Origin of the sequence: Lacinutrix sp. 5H-3-7-4 (genome assembly GCF_000211855.2) — a bacterium.
GTDB lineage: Bacteria > Bacteroidota > Bacteroidia > Flavobacteriales > Flavobacteriaceae > Lacinutrix.
On the sequence record NC_015638.1, the window covers coordinates 40,451 to 57,863 of the forward strand.

The 17,413-nt window shown below is 30.1% G+C and carries 18 protein-coding genes and 2 tRNA genes; 9 read left to right on the forward strand and 11 right to left on the reverse strand.

Annotated features, from left to right (window positions below; translation table 11 throughout):
- The first annotated feature begins 71 nt into the window (after window positions 1-71).
- On the forward strand, window positions 72-878 hold the full coding sequence (locus LACAL_RS00215) for an HAD family hydrolase (RefSeq protein WP_013868674.1): 807 nt from the start codon (window positions 72-74) through the stop codon (window positions 876-878).
- On the opposite strand, the gene LACAL_RS00220 is transcribed toward LACAL_RS00215, so the two are convergent.
- The 9 genes from LACAL_RS00220 to tgt all read right to left on the reverse strand — a co-directional run bounded on the left by LACAL_RS00220 (window position 875) and on the right by tgt (window position 10,678).
- Window positions 875-1,942 carry an adenylate/guanylate cyclase domain-containing protein gene (locus tag LACAL_RS00220; RefSeq protein ID WP_013868675.1) on the reverse strand — a complete coding sequence of 356 codons (1,068 nt, stop codon included), beginning with the start codon at window positions 1,940-1,942 and terminating at the stop codon, window positions 875-877. The two genes, LACAL_RS00215 and LACAL_RS00220, sit on opposite strands and share 4 nt — an antisense overlap.
- Before the next feature lie 3 nt (window positions 1,943-1,945).
- Window positions 1,946-2,218 (reverse strand): EF-hand domain-containing protein, encoded by a 273-nt coding sequence (locus LACAL_RS00225; RefSeq protein WP_013868676.1) that lies wholly within the window; start codon window positions 2,216-2,218, stop codon window positions 1,946-1,948.
- Window positions 2,219-2,387: 169 nt separating this feature from the next.
- On the reverse strand, window positions 2,388-3,644 hold the full coding sequence (locus LACAL_RS00230; RefSeq protein WP_013868677.1) for a hypothetical protein: 1,257 nt from the start codon (window positions 3,642-3,644) through the stop codon (window positions 2,388-2,390).
- A 102-nt stretch (window positions 3,645-3,746) separates the two neighbouring features.
- Window positions 3,747-4,775: an AI-2E family transporter gene (locus tag LACAL_RS00235; protein ID WP_013868678.1), complete on the reverse strand. Its 1,029-nt coding sequence runs from the start codon at window positions 4,773-4,775 to the stop codon at window positions 3,747-3,749.
- 98 nt (window positions 4,776-4,873) lie between these two features.
- Window positions 4,874-6,406, reverse strand: coding sequence for a replicative DNA helicase (gene dnaB / locus LACAL_RS00240; RefSeq protein ID WP_013868679.1), 1,533 nt, complete (start codon window positions 6,404-6,406; stop codon window positions 4,874-4,876).
- Window positions 6,407-6,574: 168 nt separating this feature from the next.
- Window positions 6,575-7,528: an acetyl-CoA carboxylase carboxyltransferase subunit alpha gene (locus LACAL_RS00245; protein WP_013868680.1), complete on the reverse strand. Its 954-nt coding sequence runs from the start codon at window positions 7,526-7,528 to the stop codon at window positions 6,575-6,577.
- Window positions 7,529-7,570: 42 nt separating this feature from the next.
- On the reverse strand, window positions 7,571-8,485 hold the full coding sequence (locus tag LACAL_RS00250) for a DMT family transporter (RefSeq protein ID WP_013868681.1): 915 nt from the start codon (window positions 8,483-8,485) through the stop codon (window positions 7,571-7,573).
- Window positions 8,472-9,545 carry an LptF/LptG family permease gene (locus LACAL_RS00255; RefSeq protein ID WP_083817711.1) on the reverse strand — a complete coding sequence of 358 codons (1,074 nt, stop codon included), beginning with the start codon at window positions 9,543-9,545 and terminating at the stop codon, window positions 8,472-8,474. Before LACAL_RS00255 ends, LACAL_RS00250 begins: the two co-directional genes overlap by 14 nt.
- A 2-nt stretch (window positions 9,546-9,547) precedes the next feature.
- Entirely contained in the window at window positions 9,548-10,678 is a 1,131-nt protein-coding gene (tgt, locus tag LACAL_RS00260) for a tRNA guanosine(34) transglycosylase Tgt (protein WP_013868683.1), read from the reverse strand.
- A 190-nt stretch (window positions 10,679-10,868) separates the two neighbouring features.
- On the opposite strand from tgt, the gene LACAL_RS00265 reads away from it, so the two are divergent.
- The 3 genes from LACAL_RS00265 to LACAL_RS00275 all read left to right on the forward strand — a co-directional run bounded on the left by LACAL_RS00265 (window position 10,869) and on the right by LACAL_RS00275 (window position 13,414).
- The gene (locus LACAL_RS00265; RefSeq protein ID WP_013868684.1) at window positions 10,869-11,714 is read left to right on the forward strand and encodes a transketolase; all 846 of its coding nucleotides are present in this window, start codon (window positions 10,869-10,871) and stop codon (window positions 11,712-11,714) included.
- A 21-nt stretch (window positions 11,715-11,735) separates the two neighbouring features.
- Window positions 11,736-12,689, forward strand: a complete 954-nt coding sequence (locus tag LACAL_RS00270) for a transketolase family protein (RefSeq protein ID WP_013868685.1) — start codon at window positions 11,736-11,738, stop codon at window positions 12,687-12,689.
- A gap of 128 nt (window positions 12,690-12,817) precedes the next feature.
- The gene (locus tag LACAL_RS00275) at window positions 12,818-13,414 is read left to right on the forward strand and encodes an outer membrane beta-barrel protein (RefSeq protein ID WP_013868686.1); all 597 of its coding nucleotides are present in this window, start codon (window positions 12,818-12,820) and stop codon (window positions 13,412-13,414) included.
- Window positions 13,415-13,469: 55 nt separating this feature from the next.
- Here the strand turns inward: LACAL_RS00275 and LACAL_RS14900 are convergent, their stop codons facing one another.
- The gene (locus LACAL_RS14900; RefSeq protein ID WP_013868687.1) at window positions 13,470-14,582 is read right to left on the reverse strand and encodes an FKBP-type peptidyl-prolyl cis-trans isomerase; all 1,113 of its coding nucleotides are present in this window, start codon (window positions 14,580-14,582) and stop codon (window positions 13,470-13,472) included.
- A gap of 79 nt (window positions 14,583-14,661) precedes the next feature.
- Here LACAL_RS14900 and LACAL_RS00285 point away from each other — a divergent pair, with 79 nt between their 5' ends.
- Entirely contained in the window at window positions 14,662-15,036 is a 375-nt protein-coding gene (locus LACAL_RS00285) for an RNA-binding S4 domain-containing protein (RefSeq protein WP_013868688.1), read from the forward strand.
- Window positions 15,037-15,054: 18 nt separating this feature from the next.
- Window positions 15,055-15,558: a phosphoribosyltransferase family protein gene (locus LACAL_RS00290; protein WP_013868689.1), complete on the forward strand. Its 504-nt coding sequence runs from the start codon at window positions 15,055-15,057 to the stop codon at window positions 15,556-15,558.
- Here the strand turns inward: LACAL_RS00290 and LACAL_RS00295 are convergent.
- A complete protein-coding gene (locus LACAL_RS00295; protein ID WP_013868690.1) occupies window positions 15,550-16,068 on the reverse strand; it encodes a shikimate kinase in 519 nt (172 codons plus the stop codon). The two genes, LACAL_RS00290 and LACAL_RS00295, sit on opposite strands and share 9 nt — an antisense overlap.
- A 125-nt stretch (window positions 16,069-16,193) precedes the next feature.
- Here LACAL_RS00295 and LACAL_RS00300 point away from each other — a divergent pair.
- From LACAL_RS00300 to LACAL_RS00310, 3 genes are all read left to right on the forward strand, one after another.
- Window positions 16,194-16,266: transfer RNA gene (locus LACAL_RS00300), tRNA-Lys, on the forward strand.
- Window positions 16,267-16,315: 49 nt separating this feature from the next.
- A tRNA-Leu gene (locus tag LACAL_RS00305) sits at window positions 16,316-16,400 on the forward strand.
- A 90-nt stretch (window positions 16,401-16,490) separates the two neighbouring features.
- A complete protein-coding gene (locus LACAL_RS00310; protein ID WP_013868691.1) occupies window positions 16,491-17,411 on the forward strand; it encodes a MerR family transcriptional regulator in 921 nt (306 codons plus the stop codon).
- Window positions 17,412-17,413 lie beyond the last annotated feature (2 nt).

Sequence of the window (17,413 nt, forward strand, 5' to 3'; positions counted from 1 at the left end):
TTATTATATCTTAACTTAACATTAAAGTAAAATTTTAAATTATAATTTACTTTTGTAGATATACTTATTAAATGGATTTTTCGAATATAAAATTAGTAGTAACAGATATGGATGGCACCTTATTAGATTCCAACCATAAAGTAAGTGATAGTTTTTACACACTACATCAAGAACTTAAAAAAAACAATATACAGTTTGTTGCAGCAAGTGGAAGACCATTTTATAGTATTTCGAAAAAACTTAGCCTTATAAAAAATGATATTATAATAGCTGCAGAAAATGGTGCTTATGTAGTTGATGATAACGAAGTTATTTTGTCGACTCCAATACATAATGATTTTCTACCAGAATTATTTGAAGCCATAGAAGGTTTTAAAGATATACATCCTGTATTTTGTTCAAGAGATAAAGCATATATAAAAGAAAAATCTAAGAATTTATTAAATGTAATATCTCAATATTATACAGAATACGAAATTATAAAATCACCAAACGCTATTATAGAAGACATTTATAAAATAGCATTATATCATGAAACAGATTCTGAAAAATACATTTATCCACACGTACAGATTTTAGAGTCTAAATTTAAGGCAATAGTGTCTGCAAAAAACTGGGTAGATTTATCTAGAATAGATTCTAACAAAGGCGAAGCTTTAAAATTAATACAAGACAAGTATAAAATTAAACCTGAAGAAACTATGGTTTTTGGAGATTATAAAAACGATTTAGAAATGTTGGCTTTAGCAAAATATAGTTTTGCGATGCAAAATGCTCATCCAGATGTTAAAAAAGCTGCCAATTATATAACTAAAACTAACGATGAAAATGGTGTTGAATACATTTTAAAACAATTAATTGCTGCTAAAAAAAATTAATTTAATTTTATAGCAGAAATTTTTAAAGTTTCTTCCTTGCCTTTTAGCTCTAAATCTCCTATATATTTAGTTTTAAATTTATTCGTTAAATTTAAATCTTGCATTAAAGCATTTGAACAAAGTAAGGTTTCGTCGTATTTATTGCACTCTCCTTGAATTCTTGCGCAAGTATTTATTACATCTCCATGATATGCTATTTCTTTTTTAATACTCCCAACTTCGGTAACAATTAACTCTCCTCCATGAATTCCAGCTTTAAATTTAGGAACTAAACCGTATTTTTTTAAATATCGTTTTTGTTTTCTTTCTATTCTAGATTTAAAATGAAAAAATAATTCTACACAATTATTTTTTTTAATCCCTGTTTTATACTTCCAGCTTAACACAGCTTCATCTCCAACATACTGGTATATATCAGCATTATACTTTGAAACAATTCTATTTAAATCGTAAAAACAATCCTGGATTAATTCACTATAACGGTAGTGGCCTATTTGCTCGGCTATTGTTGTTGAAGCTTGTAAATCTAAAAACATAAATATGCGTTTTTCTTCTTTAGGGTTTCTATACTTACCTATTAAAAAATTAAAAAACACACCGCTTCCAAATTTTTCATTTGCTATTTTTATAAATGAAAATATTATAGAACAAACTAAAAAATACCCTACCAATAACCAGAAATGACGACTTTCTTTCCACCAGCCATCTTCATTACTTATATTTAAATTTAATGCTTCTTCAACTAATGGATATACATAATTAAGCGATAAAATAATACTTAAAAGATATATTATAAATTTCTCTGTAAGTACTAATGCTAAAGATAAGTTTTTAGATAAAAACTTATCGAAAAGAAATTCTGTTATAGTAAAAATCACACCAATTAGTGTTCCTAATACTACACCAAAATATAATATATCTGATATATGATAAGTGGTAACAATTACTCCTTCTTCTGATCCTATTGCAAAATATCTTATAAAGATGAAAATACAGAAAGCTATTATCCAGAATACTATTGTTAATAGTAATAGTCTTAAAAATTGTACTACGTAACTATTCACTTTTTATGTGTATAAAATTTCGTCTATAGCAGCTTGAAACTCTTTCCAGTTTATATAATTGTCACCATCTTTATCGTAACCTTCAATTAATTTTGAAGCTACAATACCGCGAATAAAGCCACTAATTTCTGCTTCTTTTAGCAAATCTTTTATTTCAGATTTTGAAAGTTTTTGATCTCCATTATCATCAAAAAAATTAAATGCTTCTTCTGGCGTTCTAAAATGGTTTGTTATTAGTATTTGTATTTTTTTTAAAATTTGGTCTTTTGTAGACATTGCTATTATTTTTAGGTATTAATAGTGTTTGTTTTTAGCCCTTACGATTGAAGTACTGCGTTAAGGATGGAGGCTTTGTTGGAGCTCGCCAGACTTTTTTGTCTGGAAGCGACTGCCGAGAGCCTGACCCAAACCTGTTTTTTTTACAGGTTTGGGTAACGCCCATATTTTAAGTTTTTTGTTTCTTCTTTTTTGCTGCAGGAAATAATACGTTATTTAATATTAAACGGTAACCTGGAGATGTTGGATGTAAGTCTAATTCTGTTTTTGGATCGCCTACTTTGTGTGTATAATCTTCTGGATCATGACCGCCATAAAAAGTAAAAAAACCTTTTCCTTTTATGCCGTGTATATATTTTGCTTCGCCATTAGTGTGGTTTTCTCCCATTACTAAAACATTACTTTTTATCTCGTCTCGAGTAAAAGAAGTGGTTTGTCCCATAAATCCTTTAACTAAAGCTGTATGATTTTGACATAGCATGGTTGGAATTGGATCCCATTTTGCAGAGAAATCCATGAGTGAGAAATAGTCTGTTTGTTTTGGTATTTTACGTTTTCTAGTCATGTCTATGCTAGAAAATTCGTAAACCATTGGGCTACGCTCTAACGTGTAGTCTTTAAATGCGAAAGTTTTATTATAATCTATTTTAGATTGGTAATTTGCATCACTACCATCACCATCAAACATTGGTTCGCAAATGTCTACATTTTCGGCAGATAAGGCAATATCAAAACTATCTGTAGCACTACACATGGCAAACATGAAACCTCCACCAACTACATAATCTCGAATTTTAAGCGCAACATCTCTTTTTGCTTCAGATACTTTATTATAGCCTAATTTTGTAGCTAATGCTTCTGCTTCTTTTTTTTCTTCTATATACCAGGCTGCTGCACGATACATTCTATAAAATTTTCCAAATTGTCCTGTAAAATCTTCGTGGTGTAGGTGTAACCAATCGTACAAAATAAGTTCATCGTTTAGAACTTGTTCATCGTAAACGGTTTCGTAAGGTATTTCGGCATAACTTAAAACCATTGTAACGGCATCATCCCATGGCAATTTTCCTTTTGGCGTATAAACTGCAATTTTTGGTGCTTTTTCTAATACAACAGCTTCCATATTTTGGCTTGGGCTACTAATTTCCTCAAGTATAGCTTGAGTGTTATCATCACTTATAACTTCAAAACTTACTCCTCGAACTTTACATTCGTGCCTAACCTCGTCATTATCTTGTAATAAAAATGAACCACCACGATAATTTAAAAGCCACTTTACCTTTGTGTTTTTTGCCAACACCCAATAGGTTATACCATAGGCTTTTAGGTGGTTTTTTTGAGAGTCTGCATCCATTGGTATAAGAATATACGATGCATAACTATGTGTTGTTAAAAGAAATAATAATAGAAATAGCACTTTTTTCATAATCGTTATTACAGATTTTGTTTAAACTGAAATAAATATGCAGAAAGATAATCAAAAATTATTCCTTTTCAATTTAAGAAAGGTTAATGTTAACGGAAGCTTTTAGGCAGATATGAGTTTTGCTATACCTTGTGTACTTTTAAACTGTTCCATAATAATTTTTAAAAACACAGTTATTGGAATTGCCATTATTAAACCTGGAACTCCCCAAAGATATCCCCAAAACATAAGTACTATTAAAACCGTAATTACATTTATTGAAAATGATTTTCCCATAAATATAGGTTCTAAAATACTACCATAAAGTACTTGAGTTCCTGCTATTGCAATTATAAAAAACAATAAAGATGTTGAAGGTTCTAATTCTACAAATGCAAAAATTGATAATAAAATTACAGTTATAAAAGAACCTACCATTTGTACAAAGTTTATTAAGAAAGCAAATAACCCCCAAAAAATAGGAAAACTTACATCGAAAAAATAACAAGCTAAACCTGTAAAAAGACCTGTAAGAAAACTAACTAAAAATTTAACTTTAATAAATTTGATAAGGTCGTTTTCTATTTTTATAAATGTTTTAATAGATTGATGCCTTTGTTTTAAAATTGTCTTGTTTAATAAATTTTCAATATTTATAGACTCGGCAAGCCATAGCACAACAAAAAAGAATGTCATTAACAGCGCTGTTAATGTTTTTGTTATAAAATTTAGTGTTGTACCAAAGTTATCGAATATAAATTCTTTATTTATAAATCGCGACAATTTTGAAGTTTCTGTTTTATTTGATTCTATACCAAATACAGATTCTACATCGTAAATTAAATCGTTTATTTTATTTTCAGCATTGAGTAAAAAGGCAGAATCTGTTTCCATTATCTGTTTACTTGATAATTTAACTAGCTCTATACCTAATTTTAAACCCAAAAACATAATAAGTAGTACAACCAGAATACTTAAAATTTTATGCACACCACGACGTTTTAAAAAACGTAATAATGGTAGAAATAACAATGCAATAAACATTGAGAATACTAATGGAATAAATATAAAAGACAATATTTTAAGGAGATAAAATATTATTGGTATTATTATTATTAATAGCAAATAATTGGTTGTACGGATTTTGTCCATTAGGTATTTAAATTTAAAACCAAGTCTCTGTCTAGAAACTTGGTTACAAAAATAGTTTAAAGCAAGGTTAATTTTAAATAAATTAACATGAGTTTTAATTAAAAAGGAACATCATCATCTTCTGGTGCTCCAAATGCATCATGTGGTGATGCTGTAAAGTTATCTTGTTTAAAAGTATCGTCGTTTGCTGCATTCATTTTAGAATGAAATTCGTTATTAGCAAATGGCGTATCGAAATCATCTAGGTTATCAAATTTACCAAGGTTTCCAATAAACTTTAATCGTATATTTTCTAAACCACCATTACGGTGTTTTGCAACAATAAATTCTCCTTGACCAGCGGTTGGCGATTGCTCATCGTCATCCCATTCGTCTATTTTATAATATTCTGGTCTATAAATAAACGATACAATATCGGCATCTTGCTCAATGGCTCCAGATTCACGTAAATCTGACAGTAATGGTCTTTTACTTCCACCACGTGTTTCTACCGCACGTGATAATTGTGATAGTGCTATTACTGGTACTGATAATTCTTTTGCTAAAGCTTTTAAGTTTCTCGAAATTGTAGATATTTCCTGCTCACGGTTTCCTCCATTACCTGCTGCTGTCATTAACTGTAAGTAATCAATCATGATCATTTTTATACCATGTTGAGAAGCTAAACGTCTTGCTTTTGCACGTAAATCGAAAATTGAAAGTGATGGTGTATCATCTATAAATAATGGTGCTTTTTCTAAAGCTTTAACTTTTACGTTAAGCTGTTCCCATTCGTGTTTTTCTAATTTCCCTGTTCTTAATTTCTCTGATGATAATCCCGTTTCACTAGAAATTAATCGTGTAATTAATTGTACAGAAGCCATCTCCAAAGAGAAAAATGCTACTGGAATATTTGAATTTACAGCAACGTTTCTTGCCATAGTTAAGGTAAAGGCTGTTTTACCCATACCTGGACGTGCTGCTATAATAATTAAATCACTTTCCTGCCATCCAGATGTTAATTTATCTAATTTATTAAACCCAGAAGGAATACCACTCATTCCTTCTTTTTTAGAAATTTCTTCAATTTTCTTTTTGGCCTGTATTACTAAATCTTGAGCTGTTTCACTAGATTTTTTAATATTTCCTTGGGTTACTTCATATAATTTAGATTCTGCACGATCTAATAAATCAAATACATCTTGAGTTTCGTCGTAAGAGTCTTCTATAATCTCACTAGAGATTTTTATTAAGCTTCGCTGAATGTATTTTTGTAAAATAATACGTGCATGAAACTCGATATGTGCTGAAGATGATACTTTTTGTGTTAGAGAAATAAGGTAAAAGTCTCCTCCAGCTAAATCTAACTTTGCATTAGTTTTTAATTGGGTTGAAACGGTTAATAAGTCAATTGGTTGACTTTCCTGAAACAACATAAAAATGGCTTCAAAAATATGTTGATGCGCATCTTTATAAAAAGCTTCTGCGCTTAATATATCGATTACTTCATCTACACCCTTTTTATCAATCATCATAGCACCAAGCACAACCTCTTCTAAATCAATGGCTTGAGGCGGTATTTTACCTTTCTCAAGATTGATTATTGTACTTTTATCTACTTTATATCCTTTTAATTGATTTGGTTGTTTCATAGACAACGAAAGTAAAAAAATTGTTACGTGAATGTAAATTTTGATTCTTTTCAATCTTCACACATCATTAACAATTCAACTGTTAATAACTTGATTTTATTGTTAATAAGCATAAAAAAATCTGAAAGACTAGCTTTCAGATTTTAATATCTTGAGTGTTTATTGCTGCTAGCCTTTAAATACTCCCATTTGAGAATATTTATCCATACGGTTAGAAACTAAATCTTTTGGTGATAAGTTTTTAAACTCTTCAAAAGATTTTAAAACTGCGGTTTTCACAGCTTCATATGTTTTTTCTCTATTACTATGCGCGCCTCCTAAAGGTTCTTTTATAATTTCATCTACCAACTTCATTTTTTTCATGTCTTTGGCAGTAAGTTTTAAAGCATCTGCTGCTTGTTCTTTATATTCCCAACTTCTCCATAATATAGATGAGCAAGACTCTGGAGATATTACAGAGTACCAAGTGTTTTCTAACATTAATACCTTATCTCCTACTCCTATTCCTAATGCTCCACCAGATGCACCTTCGCCAATAACAATTGTTATAATTGGTACTTTTAAACGTGTCATTTCAAGAATGTTTCTTGCAATGGCTTCACCTTGTCCTCTTTCTTCTGCTTCTAATCCAGGATATGCACCAGGAGTGTCTAATAAGGTAATTACAGGTATACCAAATTTCTCTGCAGATTTCATTAAACGTAACGCTTTACGATAACCTTCTGGATTTGCCATCCCAAAGTTTCTATACTGTCTCGTTTTTGTATTGTAACCTTTTTGTTGACCAATAATCATAAAACTTTGGTCTCCAATTTTACCAAGACCTCCAATCATAGCTTTGTCATCTTTAAAGTTACGATCACCGTGCAATTCTAAAAAAGAATCTCCACATAAGGCATTAATATAGTCTAAAGTATATGGCCTATTTGGATGACGTGACATTTGTACACGCTGCCATGGTGTAAGGTTTTTGTAAATTTCTTTTTTTGTAGCAACAAGTTTTTTTTCTATTTGCTTACAAGTTTCGGTAACATCTACATCGCTCTCTTCTCCAATAACCTGGCATTTGTCTAGTTGCTCTTCAAGTTCTTTTATTGGTAATTCAAATTCTAAATATTCCATTGAGAATTGTATTAAATAGTTTCTTATAGTTAGTGTGCAAAATTACACATTTTTTTCGTTTTGACTCTTTTTAATTGAAAAGGCTTTTTTGTTTTTTAAAATTCCGTTTAAAAGTACTGTGGTTAAAATAATTACAGCACCATAATAAAATGATGATGACATTTTTTCTGACAGCGGAAATATTAAGATGGCCAAAAACACGCCATAAATAGGTTCTAAATTATAAGTTAAAACAACAGTGTATGGACTTATTTGTTTCATAACGTAAGTTGAGGCTATAAATGCATAAGCTGTACAAATTGAAGCTAAAACTAATAAATAACCCAAATCTTTTATACTTATATTAAAATAACTTGCTGTAAAACCGTTACCAAATACGGGAATAAATATAGAGATAAATAAAACGCCAGCAATAAACTCGTAAAATGAAATTTTTGTGGCTGAGTCTTTTTCTAGAAATTTTCCGTTTAATACTGCAAATAAAGAGGAAAAAAAAGCCGAAACTATACCTAATAAAATACCATAAATATGTTTCATTTCTGTTTGAAGAATAATAAAAATGCCTAAAATTACTATTAGTCCAAAGAGAATTTCATACCAAATTATCTTTCTCTTATATATTATAGGTTCTATAAATGATGCAAAAAAGGCACCTGTAGAAAACATAGCTAGTGTAATAGATATATTAGAAACATCTATTGACGCAAAAAAAGTTATCCAATGTAATGCTATTATTACTCCTGCAATTGAAAACTTGAGTAATGTTTTTTTATCGATGGAAATATCGACTTTGGCAATTTTAATATAAATAAACATTAAAATTGATGCCATTACCATTCTATACCATACTAATGATACTGCTTCTATAGATATTAGCTTACCAAGTATTGCAGTAAAACCTGCTATAAAGACTAATATATGTAAATGTAAATAGTTTTTTAATTTATCGTTTAGCATTATATAAAAGTATAGCTGCTAAAATACCAAATATAAAGTTTGGAAACCATACGGCTATAAGTGGTGAAAAGTCAGACTGTGCTGCCATGGTGCCAAATATTTTATCAAAAAAGACAAAAACCATTGCTATACAAATACCAAAGGCTAGATTTACTCCCATTCCTCCACGTCTTTTTTTAGACGATACAGCAACTGCTATAATTGTAAGTATAAAAACAGAAACAGGCAAACTCCATTTTCTATAGAGTTCTAATTTATAACGACCAATGTTAGAGGAACCTCTTTTTTCTTCCCGTTCAATAAAACGAGTTAATTCAGAATATCTTAGTGTTTCTGCTATATATTCTTCTGGCACTAAATCTTCAAGTTCAAAAGAAAATATTGTGTCTTTTTTTCTTTCTATAGCTAATTCGTCTTCATTCTCTCCTACGTTTCTTTTTAAATAACTTCTAAGTCTATAGATAGAATCTTCTTCTATATATCTAATATTTGCTGCACTAATTTTATAGGTCATTTTATTATTTTCAAAATGCTCTAACGAAAAATTAAGTCCTGTTTTTTTAATTGGGTCAAAACTACTTACATAAATAATTTCCTTATCATTAATTTGTTTAAGAACATTACTTTGTGCTTGATTATTTTTTCTTTTTAAATATTTATATTGAAAATCGTTAAACCCTTTACTTGCAACTGGAGCTAAATAAAGCCCTAAAAGTATAGAGAACATGGCAACTATTGTAGCACCAATTAAATAAGGTCTTAAAAACCTAGTAAAAGATACACCTGAACTTAAAAAGGCTATAACTTCTGTATTATTAGCTAATTTTGAGGTAAACCAAATAACCGATAAGAACAAAAATAACGGAAATAAAAGGTGTGCGAAATAGATTGTAAAGTCAAGGAAGTATATTAACGTTTCTCCCAAAGGCGCTTCTCGATCTAATATTTTACCTATTTTCTCGGCAAGGTGTACTGTTATTCCAATTGGAATAAACAGTAAAATCATCATTACAAAAGTAAGTAGATAGCGTTTAAGTATGTACCAGTCTAGAATTTTCAATATTACAGTCTTTTGTCCATTTGTTTAACCATGGTATCTTTCCATGTTCTAAAATCTCCTGCTAATATATGTTTTCTTGCTTCACGCACCAACCACATATAAAAACCAAGATTATGTATGGTAGCTATTTGCGCTGCCAATCTTTCATTAACACTAAATAAATGACGAACATAAGCTTTAGAGTAATCTGTATCTACCCAAGTTATTGCCATTTCGTCTAATGGAGAGAAATCGTCTTTCCATTTTAAATTTTTAATATTTATAGTACCATGAGCTGTAAATAACATACCATTTCTTGCATTACGTGTTGGCATAACACAATCAAACATATCTACACCTAAAGCAATATTTTCTAAAATATTTATTGGTGTACCAACACCCATTAAATAACGTGGCTTATCTTCTGGTAATATATCTGTTACTACTTCTGTCATTGCATACATTTCTTCTGCTGGTTCTCCTACAGATAAACCTCCAATAGCATTACCTACTGCTCCTGCATTTGCAATATATTCTGCAGATTGTTTACGTAAATCTTTATATGTACTACCTTGAACTATTGGAAAAAATGCTTGAGAATAATCGTACTTAAATGGTACTTTTTCAAGATGGTTAATACAACGGTCTAACCATCTATGCGTCATATGCATTGAGCGTCGTGCGTAATTATAATCACAAGGGTATGGTGTACACTCATCAAACGCCATAATAATATCTGCTCCAATACTTCGTTGTATCTCCATTACATTTTCGGGCGTAAATGTATGGTAACTTCCATCTATGTGAGATTTAAACTTAACGCCTTCTTCTTTAATCTTTCTTCTTGATGATAAAGAATACACTTGGTAACCACCAGAATCTGTTAAGATATTGCGATCCCAGTTCATAAATTTATGTAAACCTCCAGCTTTTTCCAAAGTTTCTATTTGAGGTCTTAAATACAAATGATATGTATTTCCTAAAATAATATCTGGATTAATATCATTTTTAAGTTCTCTTTGGTGCACTCCTTTTACAGAAGCCACTGTACCAACTGGCATAAATATTGGTGTTTCTATTACACCATGATCTGTTGTTATTACTCCTGCTCTAGCTTTACTCTGCGAGTCTTTTGCTTTTAAATCGAATGTCATTTTTATAAAAATATTCAGCTGGTAAAGATAATTAACAAATTAAGAATGCTTCTTAAACATTTAATAAATTTATATGTTTTTACAAATTGTTAGCAATTCCTATTATTTCGTTAATAAATGCGTTGCAAGAGTCTTTGTAAACACTCATTAAAAAGTTATTTTTGATGCTTTATAAATCAAGCTAAAAATAATGGCAACAACACAACAATTAGAAGACATTACAACACAAGTTCGTAGAGATATTTTACGAATGGTTCACAAAGTTAACTCTGGTCATCCAGGTGGTTCTCTTGGGTGTGCAGAATTTTTTGTTACACTTTACAATGAAATCATGGATAGAAAAGATGGTTTTGACATGGATGGTATAGGAGAAGACTTATTTTTTCTATCAAACGGTCACATTTCTCCTGTATATTATAGTGTTTTAGCCAGAACTGGTTACTTTCCTGTAGATGAATTAAACACGTTTCGTTTAATAAACTCAAGATTACAAGGACACCCAACGACTCATGAAGATTTACCTGGAGTACGCATAGCTTCTGGTTCTCTTGGTCAAGGAATGAGTGTAGCTCTTGGCGCTGCTCAAGCTAAAAAGCTAAACGGTGACAATCACTTAATTTACAGTTTACATGGCGATGGAGAATTACAAGAAGGACAAAACTGGGAAGCCATTATGTATGCAGCTGGAAATAAAGTAGATAATATTATTTCTACTATAGACTTAAACGGGCAACAAATTGATGGTTCTACAGATACTGTTTTACCATTAGGAAGTTTAAAAGCTAAATTTGAAGCTTTTGGATGGACTGTTGTAGATATTGAAGAAGGAAATAATGTAGATGCTATTTTAAAAGGAATGGCTGAAGCTAAATCACTAACTGGAAAAGGAAAACCTGTTTGTGTTTTATTAAAAACAGTTATGGGTAACGGTGTAGATTTTATGATGCATACACATGCTTGGCACGGTAAAGCTCCAAATGACGAACAGTTAGCCGAAGGCTTATCGCAAAACCCAGAAACTTTAGGTGACTACTAATCCTTCAAAACAAGAGAAAAAATGAAAACTTACGAAAATCAAGGAAATAAAGATACACGCTCTGGATTTGGAGCAGGATTAACAGAATTAGGGCAAACCAATGAAAATGTTGTTGCTCTTTGTGCCGATTTAATTGGTTCACTTAAAATGGACGATTTCAAAAAAAATCATCCAGAACGTTTTTACCAAGTAGGTATTGCTGAAGCTAACATGATTGGGTTAGCTGCCGGTTTAACCATTGGAGGAAAAATTCCTTTTACAGGAACATTTGCAAACTTTTCAACTGGTCGTGTGTACGATCAAATTAGACAAAGTGTTGCATACTCAGACAAAAATGTAAAAATTTGTGCCTCTCACGCTGGTTTAACTCTTGGTGAAGATGGTGCTACACACCAAATACTAGAAGACATTGGACTCATGAAAATGCTTCCTGGTATGACTGTTATTAACCCTTGTGATTATAACCAAACAAAAGCAGCAACTATTGCTATAGCAGAACATCATGGACCAGTTTATTTACGTTTTGGAAGACCAAAAGTGGCAAACTTCACTCCTGTTGATCAAAAATTTGAAATAGGAAAAGCATTGCATTTAGTGGATGGAACAGATGTTACAATTATAGCAACAGGTCACCTTGTTTGGGAAGCACTAGAAGCTGTTAAAACTTTAAACGAAAAAGGAATCTCAGCTGAAGTCATAAACATTCACACTATTAAACCTTTAGATGCAAAAGCAATTATAGACTCTGTAAACAAAACTAAATGTATTGTTACCGCAGAAGAACATAATCACTTAGGTGGATTAGGAGAAAGTGTTGCCAGAGTATTATCACAACACAAACCAACACCTCAAGAATTTATTGCTACTAATGATACATTTGGCGAATCTGGAACACCAGCTCAACTTATGGAAAAGTATGGATTAAACGCAAATGCTATTGTTAAAGCTTGCGAAAAGGTTATTAAAAGAAAATAATATTATTTATATATATTTTAAAAGGGATGATATTTTTTCATCCCTTTTTTTTATATCTACATTTCGATGAAAGAAATATTTTATAGACGCTTTCGTTTATTATATATAAATCAATAAAACGAACACAAATGAGTTACACAAAAAAAATTATCGCAATTATCGTATTAAGCATTGTTACAATCTCTTCTATTGAAGCACAAGAAGGTAGTGGTTTTGGTTTAAGAGCTGGTATTAATTATAATACAAATGGAGATTATTTTAATTCAATCTCTATGGCAAGTGAAGATCCTACAGCAGCTGTTGGCTTTCATGCTGGACTATTTGGTAAGCTAGGAAATAAGCTCTACTTAAAACCAGAATTAGTTTATACAAAGACTAAAACCGAATATTCTTCAGGAGATTTTAATTTACAAAAACTTGATGCTCCAGTTTTAGTAGGTATAAAACTTATTGGGCCTTTAAGTATATTTGCTGGTCCTTCATTTCAATACATAATAGACACAGATTTTGAAAATGCAACAATAGAAGATATTGAAGATGATTTTTCTGTAGGCTTAAATTTTGGTGTTGCAGTAAACTTTAATAAAATAGGTATAGACCTTAGATACGAAAGAGGCTTTAGTGAGAATGAAGTTAATGTAATTACAGATAACACTTCAATAAATACAAATAGGGTTGATACTAGAGCCCAACAGCTAATTTTGAGTTTATCATTTAATCTATAAAAAAAAGCGTCCAACAAATATTTTGCTGGACGCTTTTAAGTTAAAATAATATTTTTTAAGAATCAGAATCTAAATAATTAGGAATACCATCACCATCAGTATCGTCATTAGTTAAAAGCCCATCTGCATCTGCATCTTCATTTATACTTAAAACACCATCACCATCATCATCTGCATCTAAATAATTTGGTATTCCATCACCATCTGTATCATCATTAGTTGGATTTCCATCTTCATTAAGATCTTCATCTTTTGTAGAAATACTATCATTATCATCATCAGAATCTAAATAATTTGGAATAGAATCGCCATCAGTATCGTCATCTTCACCATCACCATTCTCATTTAAATCTTCAAGTCGAGAAGATACATTATCGAGATCAAAATCTGTATCACTTCTACCTATAGTTTCAAAACTAAAAAATATTGGAGAATAAGATGGTATAGAAGTTGAAGGTGTATATCTAAAATACCCTAAGCCTGAAGGAATGAAAACTGCACCTATTCCAAAATTGTGATTTGTTATACTTCCATCGGGATCACCATTATCATTAGTGTTTTCTGTAAATCCTACTGATGTTTTAAAACTAATTAAAGCCTCTCTAAATCCTGTCACAACACCTCCAAGAGCACCAACAGCTGTTAAATTAAAAGAAATTGGATTTGTTGCACTATCAAAAGATTCTCCATCAGGTAAAAAACCGTTATACTCAACAACAGCTCTATCTAATGGGTGAATTATCTCTCCATTTGCTTCTGTATCGTCTACACTACCTCTTACTTGTAAAATGTACAAATCATAATCAACATTATCCTCTGTTATGGTTTTAACAATTAATTTTGGATATTCCGGTTCGTTTAAAAAACTTAAAATAGATCTAGGCGCTGGTAATTCATTTGGATCTATTTCACTAAAAACTAATTCAAAATCATCATTTTCTGTAATTGTTGCTGGTGTAGTAGAAAAATCACTATAAGCTGCGTTTTCAGCAAATTCATTATAATTAAATGTATGAGTTTCTAGATACTCTAAAATTTCAACTATATCTTCATCATACACCTCTTGTCTATCTCTATCTGGTGTTACTACAATATCATCATCATCTTTACAAGAAGATATTGTTATAAAAAGTAATAAAATAGGGATTAATAATTTCCTTAAGTTCATTTTTGCTTATTTTTGAGCGCAAGATAAGTTTAATAATAATCTTGCACAATATCATTAACGTACATTTTACATAAATTATATGCGTATAGATAAGTATTTATGGTGTTTAAGGTATTTCAAAACTAGAAATATTGCTAGTACAGCCTGTAAAAAAGGACATGTAAAAATTAACGGTTTAGTAGTAAAACCAAGTCGAGAAGTTTATCCTACAGATAAAGTTAGTGTTAGAAAAAACCAAGTTAACTACAGTTTTACCATATTAGACATACCAGATAATAGACTTGGAGCAAAATTAGTAGATATATACAGAGTTGACACAACTCCAAAATCTGAATTTGAAGCTCAAGAACTACTTAAATATTCTAAAGATTATTATAGAAAAAAAGGCACTGGGCGACCTACAAAAAAAGACAGAAGAGATATTGATGATATCTACAAAGAGAATGAACTTTAATTTTTTTTTACAAATATTATGCAAGAATTAACAAATAAAATTTTATCTCATGATGAGATTAAAAATAAAATAAGAAGAATCGCTTATCAAATTTTTGAAAGTAATAGTGATGAAACAGAAGTTATTCTTGCTGGAATTGATCATAATGGGTATGTTTTAGCTAAAAAACTAAAAGCTATTCTTACTAAAATATCACCTATTAAACCTACACTTTGTAAAGTAATTATAAATAAAAAATCTCCTATAAACAATATAGAGACAACCTTAACTAAAGAACAATACTCCAATAAGTCTATTGTTTTAATAGATGATGTATTAAATTCTGGAACAACTTTAATCTATGGTGTTAAACATTTCTTAGACGTACCCTTAAAGCAATTTAAAACTGCAGTATTAGTAAACAGAAATCATAAAAAATTCCCAGTTAAAGCAGATTTTAAAGGTATTTCACTATCTACTTCTTTAAATGAACATATAGAAGTTGTTTTAGAAACAGATAATTATGAAGTGTTTTTAAAATAGTTTCGCAACAATATCTTCTACAATCTCATCAACTTTTCCATTTGCATTAATTATATAGTCTGCTTTACTATAATAAGCAGAACGTTCAAAAAGATGCTTTCCAATAAACTCTGTTAATAAGTCTTCAGTTTCAATGTGAGCAATTAGAGGTCTCTTTGCCTTTTCTTCTTTTAACCGATCAACTAATACAGGTATATTAACTTTTAAATATATACTTGTTGCATTATCATGCATTAATAAATCATCCATAGTATTAAAATAACAAGGCGTTCCTCCTCCAAGTGATACTATTGTATTGTCTTGAGTGTTTAAAACTTTATTTAAATATTCTTTCTCTTTTTTTCTAAAATATAATTCTCCTTGTTTTTTAAAAATAGAATTAATATCATTTTTTTCATTTTTTTCGATTATATCATCTAAATCTAAATACTCAAAAGATAAAACTTTTGCTAATTCTACCCCTATTTTTGACTTTCCTGAAGCCATATACCCAATTAATATAAAATTCATTTAAACGCTTATTATTTGATTATTAAACATGTAGCTATTTCCTCAACAAAAAAACAAAAAATAATTTTAAAATAGGCTTGGATAATTGATAAAAGGTCTTATATTTGCACCCTCATTAAGGAAATGACCTGGTAGCTCAGTTGGTAGAGCATCTCCCTTTTAAGGAGAGGGTCCTGGGTTCGAGCCCCAGCCCGGTCACAAAAAAAAGTTAAGCTTTGCTTAACTTTTTTTTTTACTTTTTATTAAAGCGCACGTGGCGGAATTGGTAGACGCGCTAGCTTGAGGGGTTAGTAATTGCTTAAATTGTGGAAGTTCGAATCTTCTCGTGCGCACAAATCACTTTTTATTTTTCGTTAAGTTTTTCATAAATACTAATATTCTCATTTTTTTTTCTTACTTTGTTTAACAATTTAATCAAAAGAATGAACAATATCAAAACTAGCTTCAGTATCAAAGACTTAGAAAACCTTTCTGGTATTAAGGCTCACACTATAAGGATTTGGGAAAAACGTTATGAGCTTTTTGAACCTAGCAGGACTGAAACCAATATTAGATACTACTCTTTAAAAAGTCTTCAAAAGCTACTTAATGTATCTTTTTTAAATAAAAACGGCTTAAAGGTATCTAAAATCGCTAGCTTAGACGACAATGATATACCTATATTAGTTAATTCTATTGCAAAAAAAGAAAAATCAAGTGATAGCTACACTAATATAATGAAAGTAGCTATGCTTAATTTTGATCAAAAGCTATTTGATAAAGCCTTTTTAGAATTAAGTAATCAATATCGATTAGATGAAATTTTCAATACTGTATTTATACCTCTATTAGATACTATAGGCCTATTATGGCAAACAAATACTATTACACCTGCACATGAACATTTTATAGTCGAATTAATTAAACAAAAATTAATTATTGCTACAAACGAAAACGACAAGAACTCTCTACCTACAAAAACAGAAAAAGTTTATGCTCTCTTTCTTCCTGAAAATGAAATGCATGAATTAGGCTTATTATATATCAACTATATACTTTCTCTAAAAAATTATCATAAAATATACTTAGGCCAAAGTGTTCCTAGCACAAGTTTAAAACATCTTTGTGAGACTTATGAAAATATTACTTTCATATCTGTATTCACAATAAAAATAGATGAAAATATACTTAAAAAGCATATTAGTACTTTTTCAGAAGAATTATTCGATAATAATAAAAATAAGCTTCTAATTTCTTCTCGATTTTCCGATGTTATTCAAAACAATACAAACCATTCACGAATACAAATTTACAAAAACACTAAAGAGCTGGTTGAAAATAATTTTAATTTAGAAACAACATAAGT